This is a genomic window from Phaeodactylibacter xiamenensis (assembly GCF_965229835.1).
Lineage (GTDB): Bacteria > Bacteroidota > Bacteroidia > Chitinophagales > Saprospiraceae > Phaeodactylibacter > Phaeodactylibacter xiamenensis.
Map to the genome: position 1 here is coordinate 2,146,555 of NZ_OZ245931.1, position 25,359 is coordinate 2,171,913.

The 25,359-nt window shown below is 49.1% G+C and carries 23 protein-coding genes; 12 read left to right on the forward strand and 11 right to left on the reverse strand.

What is annotated here, in order from left to right:
* Nucleotides 1-64: 64 nt before the first annotated feature.
* From ACO08I_RS07900 to ACO08I_RS07915, 4 genes are all read left to right on the forward strand, one after another.
* A complete protein-coding gene (locus ACO08I_RS07900; protein WP_421948999.1) occupies nucleotides 65-601 on the forward strand; it encodes a heme-binding domain-containing protein in 537 nt (178 codons plus the stop codon).
* Nucleotides 602-610: 9 nt separating this feature from the next.
* On the forward strand, nucleotides 611-1,330 hold the full coding sequence (locus ACO08I_RS07905) for a VIT1/CCC1 transporter family protein (RefSeq protein WP_421949000.1): 720 nt from the start codon (nucleotides 611-613) through the stop codon (nucleotides 1,328-1,330).
* A 12-nt stretch (nucleotides 1,331-1,342) separates the two neighbouring features.
* Entirely contained in the window at nucleotides 1,343-3,070 is a 1,728-nt protein-coding gene (gene aceK, locus ACO08I_RS07910) for a bifunctional isocitrate dehydrogenase kinase/phosphatase (protein WP_282784598.1), read from the forward strand.
* 67 nt (nucleotides 3,071-3,137) lie between these two features.
* Complete coding sequence (locus ACO08I_RS07915; RefSeq protein WP_421949001.1) at nucleotides 3,138-3,764, forward strand: chromophore lyase CpcT/CpeT; 627 nt, start codon at nucleotides 3,138-3,140, stop codon at nucleotides 3,762-3,764.
* A gap of 2 nt (nucleotides 3,765-3,766) precedes the next feature.
* Here ACO08I_RS07915 and ACO08I_RS07920 read toward each other — a convergent pair whose 3' ends face one another.
* Together ACO08I_RS07920 and ACO08I_RS07925 are read right to left on the reverse strand one after the other, a co-directional pair.
* A complete protein-coding gene (locus ACO08I_RS07920) occupies nucleotides 3,767-6,121 on the reverse strand; it encodes a prolyl oligopeptidase family serine peptidase (RefSeq protein WP_421949002.1) in 2,355 nt (784 codons plus the stop codon).
* A gap of 36 nt (nucleotides 6,122-6,157) precedes the next feature.
* Nucleotides 6,158-6,562 carry a DUF983 domain-containing protein gene (locus ACO08I_RS07925; RefSeq protein ID WP_282784593.1) on the reverse strand — a complete coding sequence of 135 codons (405 nt, stop codon included), beginning with the start codon at nucleotides 6,560-6,562 and terminating at the stop codon, nucleotides 6,158-6,160.
* A gap of 235 nt (nucleotides 6,563-6,797) precedes the next feature.
* Between ACO08I_RS07925 and ACO08I_RS07930 the strand changes: the two genes are divergently transcribed.
* On the forward strand, nucleotides 6,798-7,238 hold the full coding sequence (locus ACO08I_RS07930) for a cytochrome B (RefSeq protein WP_421949003.1): 441 nt from the start codon (nucleotides 6,798-6,800) through the stop codon (nucleotides 7,236-7,238).
* 244 nt (nucleotides 7,239-7,482) lie between these two features.
* Here the strand turns inward: ACO08I_RS07930 and ACO08I_RS07935 are convergent, their stop codons facing one another.
* From ACO08I_RS07935 to ACO08I_RS07945, 3 genes are read right to left on the reverse strand one after another with little or no spacing between them, the layout of a single operon-like run.
* Nucleotides 7,483-8,508, reverse strand: a complete 1,026-nt coding sequence (locus ACO08I_RS07935; protein WP_421949004.1) for a T9SS type A sorting domain-containing protein — start codon at nucleotides 8,506-8,508, stop codon at nucleotides 7,483-7,485.
* A 46-nt stretch (nucleotides 8,509-8,554) separates the two neighbouring features.
* On the reverse strand, nucleotides 8,555-9,991 hold the full coding sequence (locus tag ACO08I_RS07940; protein ID WP_421949005.1) for a T9SS type A sorting domain-containing protein: 1,437 nt from the start codon (nucleotides 9,989-9,991) through the stop codon (nucleotides 8,555-8,557).
* A 60-nt stretch (nucleotides 9,992-10,051) separates the two neighbouring features.
* The gene (locus tag ACO08I_RS07945; RefSeq protein ID WP_421949006.1) at nucleotides 10,052-10,570 is read right to left on the reverse strand and encodes a T9SS type A sorting domain-containing protein; all 519 of its coding nucleotides are present in this window, start codon (nucleotides 10,568-10,570) and stop codon (nucleotides 10,052-10,054) included.
* Nucleotides 10,571-10,810: 240 nt separating this feature from the next.
* Here ACO08I_RS07945 and ACO08I_RS07950 point away from each other — a divergent pair, with 240 nt between their 5' ends.
* A complete protein-coding gene (locus ACO08I_RS07950; RefSeq protein ID WP_421948965.1) occupies nucleotides 10,811-11,950 on the forward strand; it encodes a transposase in 1,140 nt (379 codons plus the stop codon).
* Here the strand turns inward: ACO08I_RS07950 and ACO08I_RS07955 are convergent.
* Nucleotides 11,894-14,005, reverse strand: a complete 2,112-nt coding sequence (locus tag ACO08I_RS07955; RefSeq protein WP_421949007.1) for a hypothetical protein — start codon at nucleotides 14,003-14,005, stop codon at nucleotides 11,894-11,896. The two genes, ACO08I_RS07950 and ACO08I_RS07955, sit on opposite strands and share 57 nt — an antisense overlap.
* Before the next feature lie 533 nt (nucleotides 14,006-14,538).
* Here ACO08I_RS07955 and ACO08I_RS07960 point away from each other — a divergent pair.
* The 3 genes from ACO08I_RS07960 (at nucleotide 14,539) to ACO08I_RS07970 (ending at nucleotide 17,205) form a co-directional block, all read left to right on the forward strand.
* Nucleotides 14,539-14,694 (forward strand): hypothetical protein, encoded by a 156-nt coding sequence (locus tag ACO08I_RS07960; protein ID WP_160213991.1) that lies wholly within the window; start codon nucleotides 14,539-14,541, stop codon nucleotides 14,692-14,694.
* Nucleotides 14,695-15,005: 311 nt separating this feature from the next.
* Nucleotides 15,006-15,599 (forward strand): T9SS type A sorting domain-containing protein, encoded by a 594-nt coding sequence (locus ACO08I_RS07965; protein ID WP_421949008.1) that lies wholly within the window; start codon nucleotides 15,006-15,008, stop codon nucleotides 15,597-15,599.
* Nucleotides 15,600-15,672: 73 nt separating this feature from the next.
* Nucleotides 15,673-17,205, forward strand: coding sequence for a T9SS type A sorting domain-containing protein (locus tag ACO08I_RS07970; RefSeq protein WP_421949009.1), 1,533 nt, complete (start codon nucleotides 15,673-15,675; stop codon nucleotides 17,203-17,205).
* 541 nt (nucleotides 17,206-17,746) lie between these two features.
* Here ACO08I_RS07970 and ACO08I_RS07975 read toward each other — a convergent pair.
* Nucleotides 17,747-18,781, reverse strand: coding sequence for a hypothetical protein (locus ACO08I_RS07975; protein WP_421949010.1), 1,035 nt, complete (start codon nucleotides 18,779-18,781; stop codon nucleotides 17,747-17,749).
* Nucleotides 18,782-19,148: 367 nt separating this feature from the next.
* Here ACO08I_RS07975 and ACO08I_RS07980 point away from each other — a divergent pair, with 367 nt between their 5' ends.
* Nucleotides 19,149-20,096 carry a sterol desaturase family protein gene (locus ACO08I_RS07980; protein ID WP_421949011.1) on the forward strand — a complete coding sequence of 316 codons (948 nt, stop codon included), beginning with the start codon at nucleotides 19,149-19,151 and terminating at the stop codon, nucleotides 20,094-20,096.
* On the opposite strand, the gene ACO08I_RS07985 is transcribed toward ACO08I_RS07980, so the two are convergent.
* A complete protein-coding gene (locus ACO08I_RS07985; protein WP_421949012.1) occupies nucleotides 20,074-20,769 on the reverse strand; it encodes an HAD family hydrolase in 696 nt (231 codons plus the stop codon). The two genes, ACO08I_RS07980 and ACO08I_RS07985, sit on opposite strands and share 23 nt — an antisense overlap.
* Nucleotides 20,770-20,844: 75 nt before the next feature.
* Between ACO08I_RS07985 and ACO08I_RS07990 the strand changes: the two genes are divergently transcribed.
* Entirely contained in the window at nucleotides 20,845-21,963 is a 1,119-nt protein-coding gene (locus tag ACO08I_RS07990; RefSeq protein ID WP_421949013.1) for an alkaline phosphatase, read from the forward strand.
* Between the two features lie 98 nt (nucleotides 21,964-22,061).
* Here ACO08I_RS07990 and ACO08I_RS07995 read toward each other — a convergent pair whose 3' ends face one another.
* Nucleotides 22,062-22,958, reverse strand: coding sequence for a prohibitin family protein (locus ACO08I_RS07995; RefSeq protein WP_282775890.1), 897 nt, complete (start codon nucleotides 22,956-22,958; stop codon nucleotides 22,062-22,064).
* Nucleotides 22,959-23,136: 178 nt separating this feature from the next.
* Here ACO08I_RS07995 and ACO08I_RS08000 point away from each other — a divergent pair, with 178 nt between their 5' ends.
* Complete coding sequence (locus ACO08I_RS08000; RefSeq protein WP_282775888.1) at nucleotides 23,137-23,781, forward strand: hypothetical protein; 645 nt, start codon at nucleotides 23,137-23,139, stop codon at nucleotides 23,779-23,781.
* On the opposite strand, the gene ACO08I_RS08005 is transcribed toward ACO08I_RS08000, so the two are convergent.
* Both ACO08I_RS08005 and ACO08I_RS08010 read right to left on the reverse strand, forming a co-directional pair.
* Nucleotides 23,753-24,811: an alkaline phosphatase D family protein gene (locus ACO08I_RS08005; RefSeq protein ID WP_421949014.1), complete on the reverse strand. Its 1,059-nt coding sequence runs from the start codon at nucleotides 24,809-24,811 to the stop codon at nucleotides 23,753-23,755. The two genes, ACO08I_RS08000 and ACO08I_RS08005, sit on opposite strands and share 29 nt — an antisense overlap.
* Before the next feature lie 109 nt (nucleotides 24,812-24,920).
* The gene (locus ACO08I_RS08010) at nucleotides 24,921-25,103 is read right to left on the reverse strand and encodes a DUF5690 family protein (protein ID WP_421949714.1); all 183 of its coding nucleotides are present in this window, start codon (nucleotides 25,101-25,103) and stop codon (nucleotides 24,921-24,923) included.
* Nucleotides 25,104-25,359 lie beyond the last annotated feature (256 nt).

The window sequence follows — 25,359 nt, forward strand, 5'->3', positions numbered from 1 at the left end:
CACCCTGATTTTTTGCTCGGAAAAACAGTTTTAACTACCTTGCTGAGGACTAAAACCAATTACCATGTCTACACTTGTTAAGCGAATTCTTCTGGGATTGCTCGGGGCTCTTGTGGCACTTCAGTTTTTCCAGATCGACAAGGCCAACCCGACTGCTCCCAACGGGCAAGACCTGATTGCTGCCGTGCAACCTCCGCAGGATGTGGCACAGCTATTGAAAGATGCCTGCTACGATTGTCATTCCTACCACACTACCTACCCCTGGTACGCTAACATACAACCCGTTGGCTGGTGGCTGAAGGGGCATGTGGACGAAGGCCGGGAACATCTTAATTTCTCTGCCTGGACCGCCTACGATGCAGAGAAGCGCGCCCACAAAGCAGAGGAATGTGCCGAAGAAGTAGAAGAAGGGCATATGCCCCTGAAAGCCTACCCGCTCACCCATGCTGAAGCCCGCCTTACGGACGAGCAACGCAGCCGCCTCGTGACCTGGTTCAGTGCATTGGCCGACGACCGGGATATTTCAAAGCGTATCCGCGAGAAAGCCCCGAAAAAAAGCCCCGGGCCTGAACTTCAGCATCAGGATATGCCCACAGAATAACCGCATGTGATGGAAGCAGCACCAAGTGCCCCTAATTTCCTCCAAAGGCATCAGGATTACCTGGGCGAGTTTGTCTACGGAGGTATTGATGGCAGCGTGACCACTTTTGCGGTGGTTGCCGGCTCCGTTGGGGCAGGGCTGGACAGCTCTGTGATTCTCATCCTAGGTTTCGCCAACTTGCTGGCAGATGGGTTCTCCATGTCTGTGGGAGCCTACCTTTCGGCAAAATCCGAAGCCCACAACTACGAGAAGCATAAAAAAGCCGAATACTGGGAAATTGAACATAAGCCGGAAGAGGAGCGGGAGGAAGTACGGGAAATCTACCGCCAAAAAGGCTTTGATGGGCCACTGCTGGAGCAGGTGGTGGACATCCTCACGGCTGACAAGGACCGTTGGGCAGATGTAATGATGAAAGAGGAGTTGTTCATGATGGAGCAACGCCGCTCGCCACTGGCCATTGGTGCCGTCACCTATGTGGCGTTTATCCTGGTGGGGTTCATTCCGCTGGCCTTGTATCTTTATGATTACTTTTTTCCGTTTTCCGGCGATTTGTTCTGGACTACCTGTGCGCTGACCTGCCTGGGGTTTGCCACTGTTGGCGGACTAAAAAGCTACGTTACAGAAACCTCCATATGGAAAGGCGTACTGGAAACCCTGGCACTGGGTGCTTTGGCTGCTGGTGTTGCCTATTTGGTAGGAGACGTTCTCGAACGTATAATTGTTGGCTAAACCTTTGCTGCTATGTTTGAAAAACTACTACCCTATGACACTGCTCACCTCATCCTGCGCAGCTATCAGCAATACTACTATAACTACAAGCGTGTTACCAAACGCGCCCAGATCCGCTTCGAGCACCGCGACTGGAGGGGCATGCAGGCCGATGCCCGCGAACGGCTAACCCTTTACCGGGATCAGGTGGGCAAAACCACCAAGGAAGTGGTCAAATTACTGGGCAGCTTGTCGAGTGATGACGACACCTGGAAAAAAATCAAGCAATACTATCTGGAGGAAGTCAGCAATTTTGCCACGCGGAATATTGCGGAGACTTTCTACAATTCCATTTTCAGGCACAGCCACCGGGGCCTTAGTGTCGACAAAGACCTCATGTTTGTCCTTGCAACAGCTACTTACCGGGAGTTCCGCTCTACCATACCCATTCATCAAACGTTCTTCCTGATTGAACCTCTGGAACATATTTTCCGGCAGGTCTTCCACTTTTTCACTTTTGATGCTCAATGGGAAGACATGGAGCGGGACATTCAGTACATCTGCGATACCTTACGGGAAAGCCTGACCCCCGGAGAATTGCCCCGCCACGCCCGCATTGAATTGCTCAAGTCAGTATTTTACCGCAACAAAGGCGCCTATATCGTGGGCAGGCTACACCTGGAAGACCGGATCACCCCGTTTATCATTCCGCTCCTGCATAAGGAAAATGGCATTTTTGCGGATGCACTCCTGCTCGACTACAACGATGTATCCTCCATCTTCAGCTACAACCGGTCCTACTTTCTCGTAGACGTGGATATTGTCAGCGAAACCGTCGACTTCCTGAAATCTATACTGCCCACCAAGAGCCTGGGCGAACTCTATAACTCCATTGGGTTCGAAAAACACGGTAAAACCGTCCTTTACCGGGACTACCTGCGGCACATGGAGCGTACCCTCGATAAATTTGACCACGCGCCGGGCATTAAAGGGATGGTGATGGCGGTTTTCACCACCCCATCCTACAATATGGTCTTCAAAGTGATCAAAGACCGCTTCGCCGCTCCCAAGCAAGTGACAGAGGATGAAGTAAAGCGAAAGTACGAGATGGTCTTTTTCCACGACCGGGTGGGGCGTATGGCAGACAGCCACATCTTTGAGCAGTTCCTGTTTGAGCGGTCCCGGTTTTCGGATGAACTCCTGCAGTACCTCATGGAAGAAGCCCCTTCCAAGGTCAAAATCAAAGGCGATATCGTGGAGATCAAGCACCTCTACATTGAGAAAAAGATGATCCCGCTCAACCTCTTCCTCGATCAGGCTACAACAGAGGAAGCAGAGGAGGTCATCAACGACTATGGCAAGGCGATCAAACAACTGGCTGCGGTCAATATTTTTCCGGGCGATATGCTGCTCAAAAACTTTGGTGTCACACGCCTGAAGCGGGTCGTCTTTTACGACTACGACGAAATTGGCCCGCTAACCGACTACAACTTCCGGCGCATCCCCGAGGCCGAAACCTACGAAGAAGAACTCTCCTCAGAGCCTTTCTACTCGGTAGGCCCAAATGACATTTTTCCGGAGGAGTTCCGGCGTTTCCTGATTGGGCGGCGCGACATCAGGGATATTTTTTACCGCCTGCATGGCGACCTCTACGATGTTGGTTTCTGGATTGACACCCAGAAGAAACTCGAAGCAGGCTACCTCTTTGACGTATTCCCCTACCGGCAACGGCTGCGGTTTGCCAAACGCTACCCAAGGTAAGAATCAGAGCTGCACTTTCACCCCATGCCAACTGACCATTTAACAAACCAATTAATACCTTCAAAAAATGAGACCCTACCTGTTTACCCTGGCAACAGCCCTGCTACTTTCAGCCTGCAATACCACCAAATCCACCACCGACACAGCAAACACCAAGGCCCTTGACCAGCTACAGCAAGCGATGACCGGCACCTTTACCAGCGCTGCTCAGGCTGCCGAAGACGATGCCTTCTACGATATCACCCTGCACATGTACCCCATTTGGCAGGACCGGGGGCATTGGCTGTACGTAGAGCAAGCCGTGAGTGCCATGCCTGCCAAACCTTACCGGCAGCGCATCTACCAATTGGAACAGGTGGACAAAAAGACCTTCAAAAGCATCGTCTACACCGTAGATAATGAAGATGACCTGGTCGGCGACTGGCAGGTACCGGAAAGCTTTAACGCGCTATCCAAAGATGACCTGCGCCTGCGTGAAGGCTGCGCGGTCATCCTAACCCAACAAGCTGACGGCTCTTACACCGGAAGTACAGAGGGGGACAGCTGCAAAAGCACCCTGAGGGGAGCGGCTTATGCTACTTCCGAAGTCACTGTCATACCCGGAAAAATCGTCAGCTGGGACCGGGGCTTTGATGCATCCGGAGCACAGGTTTGGGGTGCTGAGAAAGGCGGTTATATCTTTCTCAAAGAGTAGGTTTACATACCCTGAAACAGCTTAAAAATACGCCGGTACTCATCCGTCCAGCTGCTGGGCTCGATGAAGCCGTGGGGCTCTACCGGAAATACGGCCAATTCCCAGTTTTCCTTACCCAGCTCAATCAGGCGCTGGGACAGTCGCACTACATCCTGAAACTGTACGTTGTCGTCTACCATGCCGTGGAGGATAAGCAGGCGGTCCTCCAGCCCTTCTGCGAAGTAGATCGGTGAGCTTTGGCGGAAGGCAATGGAATCTTCCACCGGTGTATTGAGGATGTTGGAGGTATAAGGATGGTTGTAGTGCGCCCAGTCGGTTACCGAACGCAGGGCCGCACCACATTCAAATGTGCCAGGCGAAGTGAATAGCGCCATCAGGGTAATGAAGCCCCCATAGGAGCCTCCGTAAATGCCAATTCGTTCCGGGTCAATGCCGAGCGTTTCCACCAGGTAGGCAGCACCGTCCACCTGATCGCTAAGGTCTTTGCCGCCCATGTGCCGGTAAATCCCGGTCCGCCAGTCCCGGCCATAACCATCACTGCCCCGGTAGTCGATGTCCAATACCGTGAAGCCATTGTCCACCAACAAATTATGAAACATGTACTCCCGGTAATAGCTGCTCCACCACCGGTGTACGTTTTGAAGGTAGCCCGCTCCATGAACGAAAATGACGGCTTTGCCTTTCTTCGTGCCTTTCTTTGGCCGGTACAGGCGGGCAGGCACGCTTGCCCCATCTGATGCCTTAAAGCGTATGATTTCAGGCTCCCGCCAGGCGTAGCTTTGAAAAGCCTTTGTGGTGGATTCAGTGACCCGGCGCATTGCACTGCCCGGCTGATTGTCCATCAGGTACAGTTCCCAGGGCTGATTGCTGTAGGAATAGCGCAGGGCGAGGGTCTTTTCATCCGGTGCGATTTCCACCTCATACTTCCCTGGCGCGTCCGTGACTTTCTGCAAAGAGCCTCCCTTAACAGGCAAGTGATAAAAATGCTGCTCGAAGGGGCTTTCCGCATTAGCGATGATGAAAAAAGTTTGCTTATCGCGGGACAATTGTGCGTTACGGATTTCAAAATCGCCACTTGTTAACGCAGTACGCTCGTCGGTATCCAGGTTATGGGTATAAAGGTGTGAGTACCCGGTGGCTTCTGACTGGTAGAAAATGGATTGCTCATCCAGCCAGCCCAAGGTTCCGGTTGAGAAATTCCAGCCGGAAATACCGGGACCTCCCACCCAGGCATCATCCTGCTGTCGGTCAATTTGCCGGAGCTGACCGGTCGGCAGGTCCAGCTCTGCAATCCAGCGGGTTTTGTTGTCCAGTGCGCGGACGACGACCACTGCCCTGCCCTGATCGCTGAAGACCGGGCCATGCAGGAGGACGGCTCTGGGAGATTCATACTGTGCGGCAGTATCTCCGTAGACGGCCATGCGATAGGCAGGCTTGTCGTAAATGCCCTCCAGGCTCAGGGTCGAAACGGTGTAGAACGTATCCCGCTGCCGGTCGTAAACGCCCATTTCGTAAGTATCCTGAGAATGGCCCACCTTTGGGCGTGCTTTTTTGATATCCAGATAGCCCGTTGGGTCAACGAAATGGGGCACCTGTGTGCTTTCTGTTGTGGCATCAGTACGCAGCCGGAGCGTCACGAAGCGCTGATCGGGGCTAAGCTGAAGATTACTCCACGACTTGCTGCCCAAATGAATGACCTGAGGGCGATCCGGGCGCAGGGCTTCCCGGCGTTCCTTTTCCAACCGGTCCTGAGCATCCCGCCAGCGCAGGACTTCGAAGAGCTCCATTTGCTGTTCGTCCAGCCATGTTTGCTGTGCATCAGGGGACCCGCTGCCGCCGCCGCTGCCTTTCTCAAAGTATGTGAGCTGCTCAATCCGCTGTTCCTGTAAATGCCAGGCGAAGAGATTGCGGTCGGCGGTGAAAATGATCTGCCTGTCATCCGAAGTAAAGGAAGGGGCGGACTCCCGCTGCCCGGTGTGGGTCAGCTGCCGGCTGCTATCGGCTGCAATATCATAAAGGAAGAGGTCGCCATCTTTGGCGTAAGCCATGAGCGTGTAGTCAGAATTATGTGCGCCCGGCTCAGGTAGTTCCCGCTGCCGCTCCGGGCTCACAGGTGCCGGTTTTTCTTCTCCCCGTTTCACACTGTACAGGGAGCGCAAGGTATCCTGCTCAGGGTTCCAGGTAAAAAAGACTTCCTGGCTGTTGGGGTGCCACTGAATTCGCTCCGGCAGGAAGCCTACGAAGCGCTCGCCCTGCATAATGCGATCAATCTCAAGGGGAGCGCTATTGGTAGCGGGCTGGGCCAGGGCTGCAACAGGGAAAAAGCTGAGCAAAAGCAAGCGGAAAAACAGACGCATGGTTATGTTTTTCCGCTAAATGTACGATGAAATAGATTAAAAGATCGTCTTGTCGTACTTCGAGCCAGAGTTTTCTGAGTTTTCCAGGCTCTTGTCGTAGCGCATGGAGAAATGAAGGTAGAGCGATCGGGACAACCGCATAATTTTGAAGTAGGTCAAGGCTGCGAAAGCCAGGGTAAAGCCCATGGCGGCCATAACGGACCAGTCGTAATACAGTACCAGGAGCAGCGCCGGCAGCAACAGCATCCATGACGAAATGCCGTAGGAAATAATGAGCGCACCGAAGTAGAAGCCCGGTTCCGGCTCAAAGTCCAGCTTGCAATTTTGGCACTCCTTATGCATGTCAATGGGGTCGGTCCATTTAAAAGGCTTTTTAAACAGATCACCCTCCCCGCAGCGGGGGCATTTATAATTCCAGATTCCTTTCCAGGATAATTTCATGGCTGATAGCTTTTGTGGGCACAAATGTACAAAACTTCATAAGTTCATACCTTTGTCGCAAGCAAGGAATAAAATCTTTTGTAGAACATTGACTGCCCCCCGAAAAGTTGAGTACAGGCTCAAAGATTACAACGACATTACCAAATACCAATTACAGCACCGAAAGCTAAAGAGAATGGCACATAAATAGTAGATTTGCCCGTATCCTTTACACCATTGACCAAAACTTGAACTTATGTATAACATGTTAAAACACGCGCACTCGGGCTTGAGATGGCTACTGCTCGCGGCGCTCATCTATGCCATTATCAAAGGCTTTCAGTCCTGGCGCAATGGCAAGGCTTTTAATAAGCCCTCTGCACTCATTGGCCTGATCCTGACTCACGTACAGCTGGTTATTGGGCTGCTGTTGTATTTTGTATATGCTCCCATTGTAAAAGTCAACTTTGAGGATGGATTTATGAAAAACGACATCACCCGCTTCTACACGGTCGAGCATTTGGTGACGATGCTGCTCGCCATCATCCTGATTACCATTGGCTACAGCCGTGGAAAGCGCAAAGCGGATGCTACTGCCGCTGGCAAGGCAGTATTTGTTTTCTACCTGATCGGACTGCTGCTCATCTTACTGGGAATTCCCTGGCCGTTCCGTGGGCTTGGTGCGGGCTGGTTTTAGACCCGCGCCGGCCAATTAATCTAGTGCCTCAAGCCATAAATCCTTGACACCCCAAGTTTCGTTCTTTTCCGCCTACTCTTCGTTGAAGAACCGCTCCTTTAGCTCGGGCTAAAGTCGCGAACCTTCGCCTCGATTAGTCGAAAAACAACTTCAACTTAAGTATCAGAGATCTATGACTTGAGGCACTGGTAAGGCAACCCTGAGTCCTCCCTCAAGCAATGTCTTCATCCAATAAAAAATGGATTTACTCCTTCACAAACTTCCGCACCACCTGCTCCGCCCCCGCCAGCAAGCGCACCACATATACCCCACTTGGCCAGTCCGCCACATCGACCTGCCAGCTTTGGAGGGTTGGGCTTAAAGTCAGAGCTTCGGCGTGAAGAATTTGACCGGCCAGGTTTTCGATTTGGAGCTTGCCTTGGGTGGCATGGCTTTGTTGGAGCTGTATATTTAAAGTGGAATAAGCAGGGTTTGGAAAAAGAGTCAACTGATCAATAGGGATAGGCTGCAAAATATTATTTACCAAAAGAGAGCTATCAATTTCGACCATCATTAGCCGGTTGGTCGTACTCAAGAAGGTTAAATCGTGCCATGCAAAATTTAAGAACTCACTCGCTTTCAGATTAAATGCATAAATTCCAGTGGTTATTGGCCTATCCCAAAATACAGTAGCGCCATAGTTGGCTAGCGAATCAGTATATTCAGGAAAAGTGTAGCCTTCACTGGGAAAAGGGGCTAATTCAAATAGCCATTTCTCACGGTGGAAAAGAATGTCTGTTTGGTGGAGGTTGTAAAAAAACACCATCCTCCCTTCATTTTGAAGGCTTTCCGCTGGAATCCCCAACGGTTCAGGGGCATCATTGTAATCAAATAGACTGTCCCCATGAAATACATTCAAACTGTCTACCAGATGGATCGATTTATTCCCCGATTCCTCAATGTTAACAACGCCATCTACTAAAAAGGAATCCCTGAAACTAATTTCATATATTCCGGGCTCTTCGTAGATATGAATCCCAAAGTAGGTTTCCAGATTCAGCCCAATACTGAGAAATTCTACGGCTGGTGGTGAGATCACCTCCGTTGTGCCATCTCCCCAATCCAGCATAATGCTGTCTTTAACATCTCCTTTACGGAAAATTCGCACATTTACAGTGACTGTTTGGTTTGAAACCTTTTTAGTCATATCTGCAGCCCAGATACCTTGAGCTTCAATATTGGTCCATTGAAAACAAATAATCAGAGATAACAAGGCAGTACAAAACTTCATAACTTCATTTTTTGATTGTTCTAAATTTTAGGTTATCACAACAGCATCACTCCTTCACAAACTTCCGCACCACCTGCTCCGACCCTGCCTGCAAACGTACTACATACACTCCACTTGGCCAGTCCGCCACATTGACCTGCCAACTTTGGAGGGTAGGGCTTATATCAAGGGTTTCGGTGTGAAGGGTTTGACCGGACAGGTTCTCGATTTGGAGCTTGCCTTGGGTGGATTGGGCGTACCGTAGTTGTATATGTAGGGCAGAAGAGGTGGGGTTGGGGAAGAGGTTTAATCGTATTTTGGTCCTTTTCTCTATGGGAGCTGTATTTACCGGATTACCGCATACGGTCGGCTCCAATTCACCTTCCCAAAATGCTAAATGATTGTAGGGCTGATAATTAATGGAGTCAAAAGGGCCACCGATATATAAACGATCTCCTAGGACTTCTGCTGTGCGAATAAGATGGTCAAAATCGAACCCGTACCCACACCATTTTTCCCCGTCCCAAGAGGCGATATTTTGAGCGGGTATTCCACCACCTACAGAATTGAACAACCCAAAAACAAAAAGCTTACCGTCAAATACCACCATGTCTCTAATGTTAGCTAGCTCTGAATCAAAGCTGCCTCCAACATCCACAAATATACCATCTTGAAAACGCATTATAGCATTGCCTGCATTTCCTGAAGAAACTCGAAAGTTACCACCAACATAAATCTCACCTTTGTAGGTTATCATTTTACCGATATCATCATTTCCTCCCTTGATGTTCTGGTCTGATTGATGCCAATTTCCATTAAAAAACCATGCAAAATCAATTGTATTTTCAATTCCTAACTCTTTCTGAAAGTTACCACCAACATAAAGAGTACCATCTTTAATTAGTCCAGACTGTACTTTTCCAATGATTCCTAACTCAGGATTTGCATAGGGAAACCCTAATGAAGTTAATTGCTCACCATTCCACCTAGCTACATTATAAACAGTGTCTGTTCCCGCTAATTGAAACCCACCTAACAGGATTAAACTTGAATCTTGTGGTAAAAAATCATAAACAAGGCCATTGTTGCCACTCAGAAAAGATAATCCCCCACCAACTTTATTCCACATTTCTCCATTCCATCTCATTAAGCCTTTTGGATCAAGAACGCCTCCCATACTATAACTTGTCGGAGAGCAGAACAAATCACCTTGCCACATGGCTACACTCACGACTACAGGACACGTAGTAATACAGTTATCGACCCCTGTTCCAAAAGTCTCAAATTCGCTACCATCCCAAACTGCAACTCCATTAGCTTCAATATTCCCTGTATGTTGAAATGCTCCAGAAATGAATAACTGCCCTGAAACAGTATCTGCAAAGAGATCTGCCACATTCCAATCCGTTCCACCATTCAGGGTTTGCCAGTTTTGAGCAAGTGTTAAATTAGAACAAAAAAATACGAATATGAATATTGAAATCGACGATGTCTTTACTTTCATAAGTCATTATTGATATTGCCATTGGCTTTCAATTATAAAAGCCAATGGCAATAAGTCATTTTATTGTTTAACTATTCTTTTGATAGCGATTCCTTCGGTGCTCCGAACTTCAAGAAAATATAGTCCTTTAGGAATAGAGCTTAGAGGTATATTGAACCTCGCCTGATTAAATTCTCCAGAAAACATAAGCTTGCCTGATAAATCATACACTCTGTAATCATATTGAAAATGACTCTCATTCATTACTATTACCTCTATACTCTCTTTAAAAGGGTTGGGAAATACTTTAATTTGATTACCAATTAACTCTTCATCCTTCAAATTGGTAATAGAATTCCCATCTAGATCTAATTTTGCTATGAACCCATCAACTCCAATATCACCTGAAAGTTCTGGTTGGTAGTAAGCTCCTCCACCTGGATCTTGCACTGGCAATTTCGGACTATATGCCCCTGATGACCCCACAATAAACAAGGAGCCATCTGTTATTGTGGCAGAAAAAATTCTATCATTTATATCATTTCCTGATTGTGCTAAATCCCCATAACCTCCAAAATAAGTAGTCCACCCCTGAGCCAAATCACTATCAAACGTTACTAAGACTCCATCTAGTGAGTCATCCTGCCCGTTAGTATTTAAATCATCTTGTTGATAAACAATAGTCCGTGGGGAAAATGACGCATAGGCATAAAAAAGGGGAAAGTTGTAATTTGGGAGTTCCTACACACTCAAACCAACTTTGCCCCTATGAGCGTCAAAGCACTCACGGAACAAATATTACGAAAAATTTCTACAAATAACCGTTGGCAATACCGATTTATGCTGCACTTGTTTCCATTATGGCTAGCCGTGCGAGGCCGGTACAACTTCACTAACCTTTCACGCTGGGGCGAATACGGGGAAGATACCTACCGGCAGAACTTCGCCCGCCCCTTTAGCTGGCTGGAGTTCAATGCTGAGCTGGCTTCGCAACAGCTTGGGCAGCACTTGGCTATTGCTTTTGACCCTTGCTTTGTACCAAAGAGCGGCAAGCATACAGCGGGTATAGGCTACTTCTACTCTGGCTGCGCCGGCCGCGAGCTGCGCGGCCTGGAGTTTTCGGGTATAGCTGCTGTGGACCTGGCGGACAAAGCAGCCCTCCATCTCGAAGCCGTCCAGACAGTAGGCCTGAAAGAGGGGGAATCGCAGCTTGCTTTCTATGCCCGTATCCTTTGTGAGCGCAAAGAAGCCCTGTTGAGGCTTTCCAAGTATGTCACTGCGGATGCCTATTTCGCCAGGGAGCCTTTCGTGGATACGCTGCTTGGCGAAGGTTTCCAACTGATCACCCGCCTGCGCAAGGATGCAAGGCTGCGCTACCTTTATAATGGGCCAAGGCTGAAAAGAAGAAGGGGGCGCCCTAAAACATATGACGGCCGGATCAATCCTTATGCCCTTCGCGAAGACCATTTCACGCCATGCGCACAAGCAGAAGACGGTTCGTGGGTTGCTTACCAGGCCACTGTAAATGTACAGTCTTGGAAGCGCAACGCTAAAGTTGTCATCGTACATCACTTGGACGATCAGGGGCAAGTAAAATCCGCGAAGATTTATGCCTGCACCGATACGGGCATGGATGGCGCAGAGGTACTGCACGCTTATCAGTGCCGCTTTCAGATTGAGTTCCTGTACAGGGATGGCAAGCAACATGCAGGGCTGGCCCACTGCCAGGCACGCAGTCCGCAAAAGCTGCACTTCCATATCAACACGGCCCTCACAGCCGTATCGCTTGCTAAAGCAGCATACTACCTCAGCGCCCCGCCGCAGGAACGCAAAGCGTTTTCTATGGCAGACGTTAAAACCCAGTATGCCAACGATTTATTGCTGGACCGATTTATTGCCACGTTCGGCATCGGCGCACAGCTTTCAAAAATTAATTCCATCCGCGAGCGCTTCAGGGCTATCGGCAAAATTGCCGCCTGATTTGCCACGGACTATTGGATAAAGTGATGAACTAAAAAAGGATGATGATATATCAGTGCTTTGGGTTATTCCTGCAACAATAATAAGATCATTGTCCTCATCATAAACAAGTTTAGATGCAAAATCATTTTGACTCCCGCCAAAATAAGAAGTCCATTCTTGTTCACCTTTATTTGAAAATCGCGCTATAAACATATCGTTATCGTTCCTTATATCATCGAAATAAGAACTAGAAGAGTAGTTTAATAGAGGGAACGCTGAAAAGCCCCCTTGAACCTGACCTAAAAGAAAGACTTTATCATCATTGGAAATAGCCAAGGACCGACCAGAATCACTCCCTAAATCTCCAAAAAACGTACTCCAAACTAGCTCTCTATCAGTATCAATTTTTGCAATAATTGCATCATTGAGAGTTTCGTTCGTGTGACTTTGGGTATAAGTAGTTCCACTTCCAATAATAGGAAGATCATCTGATGATGAGGTTAGGTCTTTATCTACTCCTGTAAGAAATAAATTACCTTTTGAATCATATTTAATATCAAAAATATCACAGCTCGTCGAGCCGAACCTTGAAGACCAAATTATTTTTTCTTCAATATTAAATTCTGATAAGAATTCAAGCCCACTTGACTCAAAAAAACCACTTCCGATATCCAAAAGAGGAAAATTTGAACCAGTTCCTGCATTTCCAGTAACCATTAGAGCTGAGGTTACAGGGTTCTTTGCAAGAGCATTTATTTCATTAAAATTAGCATTATTATCACCAAAATATGTTGACCAAGCTAATTGACCAAGCTCTGAATTAAACCTCGCCAAATACCCTCGATAACCTCCTATTCCAGAAGAACTATTTACATAAGCATTAGGCCCTGATGAAAGTAGCGGTAAATCATTACTAGTAGTGCTACCTCCTATGTATACCCTAGACCCATCTGATAATAATGCAGAACTACTCTCAACACTGCTTCCTCCATAGAAAGTACCCCATTGTAAAACTCCACCTGTTGAAAATTTCAACAACACACTTTCTTTGTTTTCTGAAAAGTCAACAATAGCCCCTGTCTCTACAGGAAAATCTAAATTATTTGTGATTCCTAATGCATATATATGCTCACCGTCACTGTCAATATCACTCAATGCTTCATCCTGATACAGGCCTTTAGCAGACCCTCCTATATAAGTGCACCAGTCCAGGTTACCAGTTAAACCTGGAGCGGTTGCTCCCCCTCGCCGTAATTCAATAACCAGCACCTCTCCACTGTCATAAGTCCCCGTACTGCTAAAGCTCACCCGGTTGCCCGCGATGCTGTACGCCGGGGCCCAAACCGTAGATACCTCCTGCCCCTGGCTGTTGACCTGGAAGGCACTTGGGGCCGGAAGGTCAAAACTGCCCACCGAGTTGCCTACCTGTAGCTTGCTGCCGTTGAGGGAAAGGGCATCCTGGCCGTTGAACTCCAATTCTATATCTGCGGGGTCCCCGCCCGGCTCTATGACAAAGTAGTACACTATGCCGCTCTCATCAGCAAACATTTGCAGGTGGATGCCGTCATATAAGTCTGTTACCGCTACCCTGCCGTACTGGCCGACACGTGACCGGCCTTCCGGGATGTGCCCCAGATAATAATTTCGGTAGTTGTCCAGTTTGTCCAGCCCGGCTGCGCTCATCAGGGAAGTCTTGCTGTCAAAAAACGTAATGTCAACGCGGTGCAAAGTGTCTGGCGTAGCGCTGCTCGTGTCTACGCTGGCGGTCACAAAGCTTAGTGTGTCGTTCTGCACATACAAGGGCGGAAAACTACCTGTACTGTAAAAGCGCACACCCTCTACCGAAGTACCGGAAGTATCTGTCAGCTGCCCCCGCTGCTCTGTAAAAGCCAATGCTGGCGAAGCAGCCCCATCCCCCGGAGGTATGGTCAGCTCTTTTTTCGCATACCGCACCAGCATGTATTCTGTTTTGCCGCCGGACAGCCCGTTTTTGCCCAGTACGGACAAGCCGCCTTCACCATCTAATGCGATAGAGGCCGCTTCATCGTCTTTGCTGTGCAGCCTTTTTTTCATAGGTAATATATTTATCGGTTAAGAAAATAAAGCATCAAGTGTGCCAGATTCAGGGCATAAAGCCTCCGTCTTTCCGAAGCACAAGTCCTCAAAAAGCAGCAACAGGCATATCTATCGGGCAACCGAATAAACGCGAGCGCAGAACTGATGCGGAAGTAAACCATCCACCTCAGAGAAAGGAGCGAACGGGCGCGTCCGGATTTTTGGTAAGATACGCAAATGATAGCAAAGGTGCAATGTTAACAAGGAGAAAGGGGGTATGAATTCCGGCATACCGATAGATCAGCTCAAAAATTGCAGCCTAAAATATTGGCCTGCGCCCGGCAAACCGCAATAAAAACGCGCAAACCTGCGTATCTAATTAGCCTTGTCAATTTTTTCGATTAAAGGCTTCGTGGTAGAACCTCAACGCCATTGAGTCGATCTTATAAGTGTAGTAAGACTCCAGGCAGGCTTGCCGCTCCTCCCGATCTCTATCTTCCCACCCGGGCCATAGTACTCCTTAAAAGCGACTCTGAATTATTAACTGATTGATGAAGCTGCCACAAATGCACGCCTCCCCTACCCTTGGCCAATTACCAGCCCTGTGCCTGGGCGCGAGCTTGTTCTTCCTTCCACTATTCCGCATTGTACGACGCTTGAAAGGCTTCATTGCCGGTGATGTGGAAGCATACGGAACTGTTGATTAATTGGAGAGGGTGCTATAGGTTTTGGTGGTAAGTACTATGCGGACAAATAATTGAGATGGTTCACGAAAGCGCTTTTTAACATTGTCGCCCTGGTGACAAAACACAGGGTGAGCAAAATAAACAGCGCCCCATTCCTGAAATGCCACTGTAATTAGTGTACCTTTAGGCACAACAAAGAAAGCGCTCAATTAGCCTACGCGAAAGCTCAATTACACCGCTCAACCTATTATTTACCTTAATAAACTATTTTAATATGAATCTTTACGCTTTTTCACCCCCCCCGCGGGCTTTTTCTGACAATGTTATTGCTTATGTTTAGCTATTGGAGCGCCTCCGGGGTAACAGGTTACGAAGCAGCACAAGCCTACTTACAGGCATTACCGGTTGAGACTGATGATCAATCAATCGTTGCTGATCTGTTGGAACTGGAAGTAGCCTACCGTTCTAACCCCATAGATTACACGCTTTCGGACGGAGACGAGGCCTTCCTCCAACTTCTGGCAGAGGATACACTTTCGGCTACCTATACGTATAGCCGCGCATTGTTGGGTAGGCTGACAGGAGCACAATTTCACCTGCCTATCGCCCAAGATGATACGGTAGAAGGGCTGATGCAGTCTAATCAAAATCACTTACCTGCCTCTCAACTCAAAGAGAGCAAAGAGCAAATTTCTGTAATCCCTAACCCGGCTCAAGACCAGGTTAGTGTGCTATTACCTGGCGAACCTGATGCAAACTGGACAATTGATCTATTTAGTGCTCATGGAGTTGGTGTGAAAACTTTGCAAGTGCAAGGCTCCCAAGTGGAGATCAAACTACAAGGTCTGCCTTCCGGGCTGTATTTCATGCGAGCTAGCAAAGCTGGCAGTGGTGAAAGCTATCAACAGCAATTGATAATCCGTTAACTAAAATTCTTGACTCATTTACCTGCCTGGGCAACCAATTAATGCTGCCCGGGCAGGTTCAATATATTTTGACATGAAATTTCAATTATTGATTGTTGGCTTATGCATTTCCATAGCGGGTATTGCTCAGCCTACCTTTCACAACACCTATGATTTGACCAATGGTGCAGGAGAAAACGCGTTCAAGGTATTCCCAGTGGGAGACGGAGTTTATGTAGATTGTGGCACCTATTGTAACGAAGACTTTAAGTACTGTCCTATCCTATTTAAAATAAACAATTACGGGGACAGCCTTTGGCATAGAGTGTACAATTATGACGTAGAGGATTATACTATTTTTGATTACTCTATTGATAGCAATGAGGAATTTATGTACGCTTGTGGTAGGCTTACAATAGAAGATAAGCTTCCTTTCATTGCTAAAATGGATAAATGGGGAGATACACTATGGTTGAAAACGTATTATGCACCATTTTGGGACTCAGCCGTGGAAATAGAGCAAGATAACGATGGGAACCTTATTGCAGCAGTCCAGGGAGGCAGCTTCGGGGGATTCTCGGATTGTACGGTTATTAAAACCGATGGGGAAGGGGAAATGCTCTGGAGTACAACCATCGAAGATAGCATAGACTATGCCACTGTCGGTCAGCTCGCCATCCTAAACGACAACTCCATCATGCTCGCTTTTTACACTGGACTGGATTGGTCCAACTACGGAAGAGCTTATCATGTGGCAAAACTAACAAGTGAAGGAGAAGTGGAATGGGTGCGCACCTACGATGAGGTGGATAGATCGGATGACTGGCCCGCCCTTATTGCCCCTTACCCGGACGGCGGCTTCGTCACGGGCTGGGCTTTCGATACCATACAGCAGCCCTTTGTGCACCCGGATGAAGGGCCTTTATTGAGACGATTGGACAGCGATGGGGAAGTCATATGGGAGTATAAATACCTGGATTGGCGCAGCGCGGGGATCATGAATATGACGGTCACAGAGAATGGGGATATTGTAATGTGTGGATTAGCCCCTAGAGCAGGCCTCTCTTCAGAAGATTCAGACAGAGCCTGGATGGCCAGGGTCTCTGCCGATGGGGAGCTGATATGGAAACGGTACTACCAAGGTCTGCATCTGCCTTCAGACACTCAACCATTTAATGCGGTTGCCGAAACTTCCGATGGGGGTATTATCGCCTGTAGCTATATACAAGATTTTAGCATCAACCCCATCCCCGACCCCGACGTATGGCTGGTCAAGACCGATGCCGATGGCTGCATCACCCCCGGCTGTCAAGACAGCATCCTTTACGTCAGCGTAGAGGAAATCCCAGGCACGGGAGAGACGGCGCTTAAGGAAGTCTTCTTCAAAGCCTACCCCAACCCGGCTCGGGGCCCTATACAAGTGGAGTTCCTCAACGCCATCCGCTACGAGGAGCCAGCGCTGCGCTTATTCAATCTACAGGGGCAGCAAGTTTTGCACCAGCGCCTACAGCGCGGGGCACAATCCGCAGAGCTGTCCACCAGCGGCTTGCCGGGCGGGCTATACATTTTGCAGTATACCTCTGCCGGGCGGGTGTTGCAGCAGGAGAAGGTGGTGAAGGTGGAGTAGTAGAGATCTGCCACGAGCGGCATACAGCTTGAATTGAGTAGGGATAAAGCAGGACGCTACGCCCTCCTGCTTTACCCTCATCATATTACCGTGCGTACGGTCCTCGCCTGCCTGCCGGCAACGGAAGGTACACGGCTCCTGTTAAACCTTAGTATTGTGCAACGTATTGATTTCCAACTGTACCATGTAGTACAAAAAAACCATTCATTAGAGTTTATTAAGGTAGGTTTTGTATAGGGTATGGATGAGTATTTTTTGCCAGATCAAAGAACGCCCGGAACCTCGTAGCCTAAGCTACGAAGGTGAGGACGAGATGCAGAGCTGGTGAAAAAGACCATTCAGAGACATACAAAATTTGCGTTAATAAACTCTATTAAGCAGCGCCATACAGGCCAGTTTCGGTTCGCTCGCGCTGCGTAAATCCTACTTGCCAGGGCTTCCTTCAGCCCTTCGGAATAGATTTGCATGCCATGCAAAAACAAAAGCCTGCCCCACAGTTTGCCGGGCAGGCTTTTGTTTTACTTTTGCTCAATTGCTCCCTCTACTTCCCCGGCACAGTGGGGCAGTTTTTCGCTGTGAACTCAGCGCAAACGGTGCCATTGTCCAGAGCAGTGTAGAAAGACTGAAGGTATTCCAGTATTTCACGTTTGTCATTACGGCTCAGCAGGTCAAAATCACTTACCATTGCCTCAAAATTGCCTTGCCTGGACTTAAAAAGCTGAACAGTCGAATGCAATTCACTGCTGCTGAGTTCAGCGCCCAGATAAACCCTTTCGCCCACCTTGTGCTGCCCAATATCACGGGCTGGCACAGCGTAGCCTACGTTCACGATGCCGGAAAAGTCAAAGTCGTAGGGGACGACCGTGTTCAATCCGCCATCCACAGGCTTCAGGATTTTGAGGTTGCGCGACATGGGGATAGACCAGTCTACGTTGCCAATCATGTACTGAAACATGGCATGGGTGCGCAGGTTCTCCTGCTGAAACTCGACAGTAGACAAGCCAAAGCATTCGTCACATTCCACACTTGCCTTACGGGCGGCCAGTTCGTCGATGTCCTCCAGCAGAATGCCGTATTTGACCAGTTCCTGATTACTTTCTGTGTCTTTGTAAGTCACTTCGACCAATTGTGCCCGAAGCGCATGATCGGATAATTCCTGGTACATTTTGTAGACGAGGTACTCCCGCAGGACTGCTTCTTTTCCTTTTTTGCCGGTCTGGCAGTGGGTGACCAGTTTCATATCATCGTGTTCTGCCAGCCCGCGAGCTCTGAGATCGCTTTTGGAAAAGTCAATTCTCAGCGGCGGGAAATCACATACCCGGCGGCGGTAGCGGCCACGGGCGCGGATCTCGCTGGGCAGTTCCACCCATTTTCCATGCGCATCCTGGTAGCGGAAGATGGCCGGGTACTCTTCATTGGTATCCACTTTGGCGTACATGGTGTCAAGGCTGAACTCCAATTCCAGCTTCAGCAGCTCGGTATGCCCAAACTGGTCAAACAAGGTAGGTGTTCCTGCGCTAAGCCCGATTGGGGTCAGGCAAATGACTAATAGCAGGGTTCTAAAAATGGTTTTCATAATTTCAGATTGTCGTGGTGATTTCAAAAATTTGAGCCTGCAGCTTTTTGAGCTAAAGGCCCGGTGTCGGGTTGTTTTATGGTTCAAAGATGCGGTTAGGCGCCTTCAACCCCCAATTTTTTAGATTAGCATCCAGAAAAATTCAACGAACCTGGGCCCGGAATAAGGGTTGAAGAGGTAATCATGCATCATACTATCGTAAAGGCGTTTAAAAAGCCGAAAAGTTGCAGCGCCCGTTTTTTCTATTGAGGTTTGATTTCGTACAAGCCGCCTTAGTTGACAAAATTTCTACGCTACATCTTTGTGATTCCATGTATTTAGGGCCTTCTTTGCATATTCGGCTATCAATCTTATCAAATAACAGGAAATGAACGAACCAAAATTGACCCTGGAGCAAGTCTTCGCAATGGACTTGCCTCCTATAATTATTTACGCAGCCCCGGTAATGTTTGCGTTGGTCTTCGTAGAATACTTTATCCGGATCCGGAAATTGCGCCGCAACTATGACACCAAAGATGCCTTTGCAGCTACTGCCGTAGGCATAGGCAATATTATCTCCTCCGCATTGACAAAGGTTTTTACCTTCGGACTGGTCTTGGTATGTTATAATCTGGTCCCATGGAGCATCCCCATTACCTGGTGGTCCTTTGCGCTTTGCTTTGTCGTTCTGGATTTTTGCCGGTACTGGGCGCACCGGGTAGCGCACGAGCAACGTTTCTGGTGGGCCACGCACGTGACGCACCACTCCTCCGAGCAGTACAACTTCACGGTTGCTTTCCGGCTTTCCTGGATTCAGCAACTGAAAATCATCTTCTTCCTGCCTATCGCGTTGATGGGCATTCACCCTGTGGTATTCTTTATCGTGCACCAAATCGAAGTCCTGTACCAGTTCTGGCTGCATACCGAGCTGATCAAAAAGTTGCCCCGCCCTATTGAATTTATCTTTACCACGCCGTCCCATCACCGGGTCCACCACGCTACGAATGAGAAGTACCTGGACAAGAACTACGGCTCCACATTGATTATCTGGGACCGGATTTTCGGCACCTTTACAGAGGAGGAGGAAACGCCGGATTATGGCATACTGAAGCCTGTTGGTTCTTACAACCCCGTTTACCTGGTCTTCCACGAAGCCATAGACATCGTCAAGGACCTATCGACCTACCGGTCTCCCAAAGCCTGGTATAAGATTCTCTTTGGCAGCCCCAACCTGACATTGAACAAGAAAGCCTACGCGGAAGCGGCAGGCCTGCCTGTAACCGACTCCAAAGAGGAGAAGGCCACAGCAAAGGTCAAAGCGAAAGCGGAAGCCTAAGTTTCAGGTCTTCCAGGCGGTCAATAATGAAGTCAGGCCCTGCTTCGCTAATTTGAGCAGCAGTCTGTGCGCCTGTGGTTACGCCTACCGTGTAGCCACAGGCGGCATTTTTGCCCTCCTCAATATCAATAGCCGAGTCCCCTACTTTTATAATATGCTGCGCAGATGCTATACCGAGCTTAGCCTGCGCCAGTACGATCATATCCGGTGCGGGGCGGCTTTGCGTTACCTGATCTGCGGTGTCCAGCAAGTCATATTCCTGACCGGCTTTCCAGCCCATTTTGTCACTCAGCGACTGAGCGGTGGCCGCATTGTACCCGGTGTTGGGCACCACTTTAATGCCAGCGCTACGCAATTGCTTCAGAAAGCTTGTTGCGCCGATGATGGGTTTTAAATCCAGATTGGCATAAGCCGTTTCAAGTGCCGTTTTGAAGGATTGATAGGCCGCATCTACCTGCTCCCCGGCCACTGTGCCGTTCCTGCCCAATAGCCCCGCAATGGCACCCCGTTTTTCCTTACCGGCCGCAGAAGCCAGTACTTCCTGTAGAGAGAGCTGATAGCCTCCAGTGGCGTTGACGGCATCCCTGTAGACGACGTTGCCTCCTGGAATGGCAAGGGGCAGCTTACGCCCGACCGGCAGCGGATCCTGGAAGAAATCGTTGCGCGTGCTCATGAGCAAGGCAAGCCCTTCCGCTTTTGGGGTACTCCGGACACTCCCTCCTCCTGGCAGCTACTCATCAAAAACGGTGTGGACATCATTGGTACAGACGAAGTAGACCGGGCCCGGCATTTCGTAGAGGCGTACGCCAAAAGCTTCTACCACAACCCTTTGCCCCAATCAGCCTACACGCCCCAAAATTCTACCTTTCCAGCATCCCCAAAAAACATCATCCTCCTCATCGGGGATGGCACCGGGCTGAGCCAGCTTTATGCCGCCTACACGGCCAATGCCGGGCAGCTCACGCTTTTCAACCTAAAACATACCGGACGGGTACACACGCGCAGTGCAGATGCTTACTGCACCGATTCCGCCGCCGGTGCGAGCGCCTACGCCACCGGGCAAAAAACCGACAACCGCAAAATTGGTGTCGCAACTGACCATACTCCCCTCCCCCAACTGCCCAAACGATTACAAGAGGCAGGGTACCGCACCGGCGTTATCACTTCCGTAAATATAGGAGATGCCACCCCGGCGGCATTCTATGCGCAGGTGCCGGAGCGCGATCAAATCCGGGAAATCGTAAGCAGTATGCGCCGGGCTCCATTACATTTGCTGGCCGGCGAAGGCGATGCCCTTCTGGAGCTCTTCGGAGAATCATTTGATACACTACAGGCAACAGGCCGCCAACTCCTGACTGACCGCATCCGGGTGGATAGCGACTCCAGTCAGGTGGTTATCTTTCCAGCAGACACCTTCAAAGCTGACAGCAGTGAAGTCTCGAGACAAGCTTTTGCCAACTTGCTGGAAGATGCTTTGGCTTTTCTGCATCAGCCAGACAACCCCTTCTTTCTGGTCGCCGAATCCGGGCGCGTAGACGGTGGGGGCCACAGCAATGATATGAAAATGACAGTTGATGAAGCCCTGTCTCTCGACGCAGCGGCAGCCCGGGCCCTACGCTTTATCGACACCCATCCGGAAACCCTGCTGATCGTGCTGGCAGACCACGAGACTGGCGGGCTGTCTTTGCTGGACGGCAACCTGGAAGACGGCTGGGTCTTAGGGCATTTCAGCACCAACGACCACACCGGCGTTGCCATTCCCTGCTTTGCCTACGGCCCCGGAGCAGAGCAATTTACCGGCACACTTGACAATACAGCCGTTCACAGCCGCATAATGCAACTGCTGAACATTCCATCTGAACCCTAATGGATTTGGCCTGATAAGTAAAGAATAATTGCAGGTCTATATGAAAAAATATGACCGTTGCGCCAGTGTTGAAGTGGCGTAACGGTCATATCATCTTTCTAATTCCCGACATTCAGTTCCTCGGCAGGCAAACCCAGGAAGGGAGACTCTCCATTGGTGATGATAATTTTCGTATTCTGCGAACGCGCCATGTCCAAAAAGGCCTGAATCGCCCGGTTGCGGAGCACCTCATCGGTGAGGGATTGTTGCAGATTGGCGTTGGCTTCTGCCTGTGCTTCCGCCTGAAGCCGGATAGCGGCTGCATCACCCGCTGCCTGTATTTCCACCCGCTGCCGTTCTGCATCCGCCTGAATGACCGCAGCATCCCGCTCGCCCTGTGCCTGAATAATCCGCCGCTCCGCGTCGAGCTGCTCCCGCTGCTTGATAAACTCCATACGCTGTGCATCCTGCTCTGCCTGCAAAACTTCCTCTATGGAACGGGATAGCCCGGCTGGCAGGACAATGCTCTTCATCAGCACATTATCAACGATCAGCCCTTTGGGCTCCAGGATCTCGGCCATTCTGTCACGTATCTGAGCTTCGATCACTGAGCGTTCGCCCGAGTGCATATCCTTGGCCAGAAAACGGGAGCTGACATCCGCCGCTGCCGAACGGAAAACCGGCAGGATAATCTCGCTCTCATACGCACGGCCGACATCCCTCAGCAAAGTAGGGGCACTGGAAGGGCGGATACGATACAAAATGGACATCACCGAAGTAATGGTCAGTCCTTCCTTGGATGGCAAATTGCTTTTGATCTCCAGGTTGACGGTTCGCGTAGGCAGGGTTACGATACTGGTAGTGAAAGGATTATAGCCCCTCGGGCCTTCTGATAGCGCTTCATTGCTGATCTTGCCGAGGCGTTGTTTCACACCCACTTCACCGGGGCGGATAACAACGCAGCTACTGAAAAAGAGGCTAAAGAGCGCCAGGGTTAACATTGTTTTTATCTTCATAGCTTCAAAGTTTTTTATTAATGACCTCTGAAGGGGGGATTTGGTTCATTATTAGCTCCCCCCAGACCGTGGAGGTTTAAAAAACCTCCACGGTCTGGGGGGAGCAAAAAAAATACTACCCTGATTTATGGAATTTTCCACTTTCCACGACATATAGATAGAACCCAACCCCAAAACCATGCATAAAGACCCTCTAATTCCCGGTGAAGCCTACCACATTTACAACAGAGCCAATGGCAGCGAAAACCTTTTCCGCGAACCAGACAATTATCGCTACTTCATGACTAAATTGGTAGAACGAACCCATCCGGTGCTTAAAATTCTTGCCTGGTGCCTTATGCCAAATCACTTTCACCTGTTAATCCGCCTCAAAGACGAGGGGACAATAATGCAGTACAACAAAGATCAAGATGGCACACAGAGCATTAGTTCTACCATTAAGAACCTATCAATGGAAAACCAAGCAGGATTCATAGTGCACCGGCAATTGTCAAAATTGATGATCGGTTATGCCAAAGCCTATAACAAAAAATACAAGCGCAGGGGTAGCCTACTTCAGCAAAACACAAAACGAAAACTCATCGACAACGAAGCTTACCTAAGAAGGGTTTGCCTTTACATTCACTTCAATCCTGTACATCACGGATTCGTAAAACACCCGGAACATTGGTCCTACAGCTCTTATGAAGATTACATCTATGACTACACTTCTTTTATTGAAAAAACCGAACTTCTGAGCAGCTTCGGGGGACGATCAAGCTTCAAGGATGCCCACCATCAATATTCCAAAGCAATTACCAGCTCTTCAATTCATCATAGCTAACCGTCTCCGTAAAGCGTTCCTGCCCTGCCACATCGATAACCTTCATGTGCAGCTCCTCTTTTCCCCAATCCATCTCCAGCAAGCCAAAGTGATTCTCCATCACCGGGCCCTGAATACGATTGTCGTTGGGTGTGGCAAAACCCCAGGTAGAGGTGATACCGCTTGAGGTGACATCATAGATCGGATACAAGCCCGGATAAGACACTTTAGACACCTCCGCGTAATGGACATCCCCGGAAATAAAGACGACGCCATTGGCTTTTTTGGCTTTGATGAGTTCCAGCATGCGCTCCTGCTCGTGCGGGAAGTTGGCCCAGGCTTCATAGCCATTATAGGTTATCCCAAACTGCGTACTGCTGGCAATAACCCGCAGATCCGCTGACTTTTCCAGTACCTTGCCCAACCAGGCCCACTGCGCCTCGCCCAGCATCGTGGAATCTTTCGTTTCGTACGGCCAGTACCCAAGCTCGTAGTGAAAAGCTACCGTATCCACTTCCTGCCCTTCGTAAGGGCGTACATCATCCCGGAAGGTGCGGGTGTCAAGGAGGATGATTTGAACGGTTTTGTCGCCAGCTTTTAGCATGTGATCCGTGTAAATCCCGGGGCGGGTATAACGCTCGTCGCTTTCCGGTACTTCAAAGACATCCAGAAAGATGGCCTTGGACAACTCCTTTTCCGGATAGTGCCGCCCGCTGTCATTCCAGCCGTAGTCGTGGTCATCCCAGGTGGCCAAAATGGTGGTACTGTCTTTCAGCGCCTGATACTCCGGCTTAGCCATCCATCGCTCGTACTTATTGCGGAGGGTGTCCATATTGTGCGTGTCCCCGTAAATATTGTCGCCCAGAAAGACGAAGGCATCAGGCTGTTGCGCTGCCGCCAGCCGCAGCACAGGCTGCACCTGATCCTGATACCCACAGGAACCAAAGGCAATGCGGGTGACCGGCGCAGCAGCGGGCGCTTCTTTTGATGCCTGCGTATTGCAACTTGCTGCAAAAATTGCCAGAACGAAAAAAATCAGTTGATTTTTCATGATGGTGTTTTGTTTTATGATAAAGCAGGTTTCAGACCATAAAACGGTGTCGATAAGCTTTGTTCCTTTCGCTTAAAGCACACCAATGCCAGCACACCGAGAAGCAGGATTAAAATACCCCTGCTGTGAAGAACCTCAGCCGATCTGACATGGCCTGCCCCAAAGTTCCTGAAAAAAAGATAGCCACACTTGATAAATCCCCAAAAGCATCTGCCACATACATCAGATAACCGATATTGCTCTTGTACCGAAACAGGGGAAGAAATATGTTATGATAGAAAGTGTAAATCAGGGTATCTCAAAACCAAGGGCTTTCAAAGCGCTGCAGCATAACGGCAACATGCTGTTTTTTTTTATAAAAATATTTGGCATACCCTTGTAAATCAAAAAGATATACTGCTGTTTGCCTATTGGTGTATCTCTTGGCCAAAAAACAGGAAACAGAATAATCGCCCTGCCTGCTTTCAGTTCCCACCGATTTCCATATTTTTACCCGCAACCAAATAAAACGAGGAGTAAAGCTCCTTCAGTCACCAAAATTATAGCTC

Excerpts from the sequence above, each read along its gene's own strand:
- ACO08I_RS07900 (WP_421948999.1), top strand. The coding sequence starts at position 65 with ATGTCTACACTTGTTAAGCGAATTCTTCTGGGATTGCTCGGGGCTCTT.
- ACO08I_RS07905 (WP_421949000.1), top strand. The coding sequence starts at position 611 with ATGGAAGCAGCACCAAGTGCCCCTAATTTCCTCCAAAGGCATCAGGAT.
- aceK (WP_282784598.1), top strand. The coding sequence starts at position 1,343 with ATGTTTGAAAAACTACTACCCTATGACACTGCTCACCTCATCCTGCGC.
- ACO08I_RS07915 (WP_421949001.1), top strand. The coding sequence starts at position 3,138 with ATGAGACCCTACCTGTTTACCCTGGCAACAGCCCTGCTACTTTCAGCC.
- ACO08I_RS07920 (WP_421949002.1), bottom strand. The coding sequence starts at position 6,121 with ATGCGTCTGTTTTTCCGCTTGCTTTTGCTCAGCTTTTTCCCTGTTGCA.
- ACO08I_RS07925 (WP_282784593.1), bottom strand. The coding sequence starts at position 6,562 with ATGAAATTATCCTGGAAAGGAATCTGGAATTATAAATGCCCCCGCTGC.
- ACO08I_RS07930 (WP_421949003.1), top strand. The coding sequence starts at position 6,798 with ATGTATAACATGTTAAAACACGCGCACTCGGGCTTGAGATGGCTACTG.
- ACO08I_RS07935 (WP_421949004.1), bottom strand. The coding sequence starts at position 8,508 with ATGAAGTTTTGTACTGCCTTGTTATCTCTGATTATTTGTTTTCAATGG.
- ACO08I_RS07940 (WP_421949005.1), bottom strand. The coding sequence starts at position 9,991 with ATGAAAGTAAAGACATCGTCGATTTCAATATTCATATTCGTATTTTTT.
- ACO08I_RS07950 (WP_421948965.1), top strand. The coding sequence starts at position 10,811 with ATGCTGCACTTGTTTCCATTATGGCTAGCCGTGCGAGGCCGGTACAAC.
- ACO08I_RS07955 (WP_421949007.1), bottom strand. The coding sequence starts at position 14,005 with ATGAAAAAAAGGCTGCACAGCAAAGACGATGAAGCGGCCTCTATCGCA.
- ACO08I_RS07960 (WP_160213991.1), top strand. The coding sequence starts at position 14,539 with ATGAAGCTGCCACAAATGCACGCCTCCCCTACCCTTGGCCAATTACCA.
- ACO08I_RS07965 (WP_421949008.1), top strand. The coding sequence starts at position 15,006 with ATGTTTAGCTATTGGAGCGCCTCCGGGGTAACAGGTTACGAAGCAGCA.
- ACO08I_RS07970 (WP_421949009.1), top strand. The coding sequence starts at position 15,673 with ATGAAATTTCAATTATTGATTGTTGGCTTATGCATTTCCATAGCGGGT.
- ACO08I_RS07975 (WP_421949010.1), bottom strand. The coding sequence starts at position 18,781 with ATGAAAACCATTTTTAGAACCCTGCTATTAGTCATTTGCCTGACCCCA.
- ACO08I_RS07980 (WP_421949011.1), top strand. The coding sequence starts at position 19,149 with ATGAACGAACCAAAATTGACCCTGGAGCAAGTCTTCGCAATGGACTTG.
- ACO08I_RS07985 (WP_421949012.1), bottom strand. The coding sequence starts at position 20,769 with ATGAGCACGCGCAACGATTTCTTCCAGGATCCGCTGCCGGTCGGGCGT.
- ACO08I_RS07995 (WP_282775890.1), bottom strand. The coding sequence starts at position 22,958 with ATGAAGATAAAAACAATGTTAACCCTGGCGCTCTTTAGCCTCTTTTTC.
- ACO08I_RS08000 (WP_282775888.1), top strand. The coding sequence starts at position 23,137 with ATGCATAAAGACCCTCTAATTCCCGGTGAAGCCTACCACATTTACAAC.
- ACO08I_RS08005 (WP_421949014.1), bottom strand. The coding sequence starts at position 24,811 with ATGAAAAATCAACTGATTTTTTTCGTTCTGGCAATTTTTGCAGCAAGT.